General features: G+C 72.3%; 1 protein-coding gene. It reads left to right on the forward strand.

The features are described from left to right. On the forward strand, positions 1-829 hold an 829-nt coding region (locus APM_RS12940), incomplete at its 5' end, for a polysaccharide biosynthesis protein (protein ID WP_007423819.1). Between the last annotated feature and the right edge of the window lie 40 nt (positions 830-869).

The following is an 869-nucleotide window of genomic DNA, read 5'->3' on the forward strand; positions in this document are numbered from 1 at the left end:
GCGGCCGGACCTCGTGTTCCACGCGGCGGCGCTGAAGCATGTGCCGATCGTCGAGGCCAATCCGCTGGAGGGCATCGCCACCAACGCGCTCGGCACCCGCAACGTGGCCGATGCCGCCCGCGCCGCCGGCGCCGGGCTGATGGTGCTGATCTCGACCGACAAGGCGGTGAACCCGTCCTCGGTGATGGGCGCGTCGAAGCGGCTGGCGGAGATGTATGCCCAGGGGCTCGACGTCGCGGCGCGGCGGCAGGCGGGGATGCGCATCGTCACCGTGCGGTTCGGCAACGTGCTGGGTTCGACCGGCTCGGTGGTGCCGCTGTTCCGCCGCCAGCTCGCCCGCGGCGGGCCGCTGACGGTAACGCATCCCGACATGCGGCGTTATTTCATGACGGTGCGCGAGGCGGTCTCGCTCGTGCTGCAGGCCGCCGTGGTCGGCCGCTCGGACGCGGCGCTGCCGGTCGCACAAGGCGGGATCTTCGTGCTCGACATGGGCGAGCCGGTGAAGATCGTCGATCTCGCGCGGCAGATGATCCGCCTCGCCGGGCTCAGGCCCGATCTCGACATCCCGATCCGCTTCACCGGGCTCAGGCCGGGAGAAAAGCTGTTCGAGGAGCTGTTCCACGGCGCCGAACGGCCGATCGAGACCGGGTTTCCCGGCCTGCTGATGGCCGCCCCCCGCGTGGCCGACGCCGCCCTGGTCGGCCGCGCCTTCGACGAGCTGGCCGCCCTGATCCAGCGCGGCGAGGCGGCGGCCGCGCTCGCGGCGCTGGCAAGGCTGGTGCCGGAGTTCGGCGCGCAACCCCTCGCCGCGGCGGGCCCGACCGGCTAGAGAACGCCGATGGACACCGATCTTCCCCCGATTCCGTTTC

This window comes from Acidiphilium sp. PM (assembly GCF_000219295.1).
Lineage (GTDB): Bacteria > Pseudomonadota > Alphaproteobacteria > Acetobacterales > Acetobacteraceae > Acidiphilium > Acidiphilium multivorum.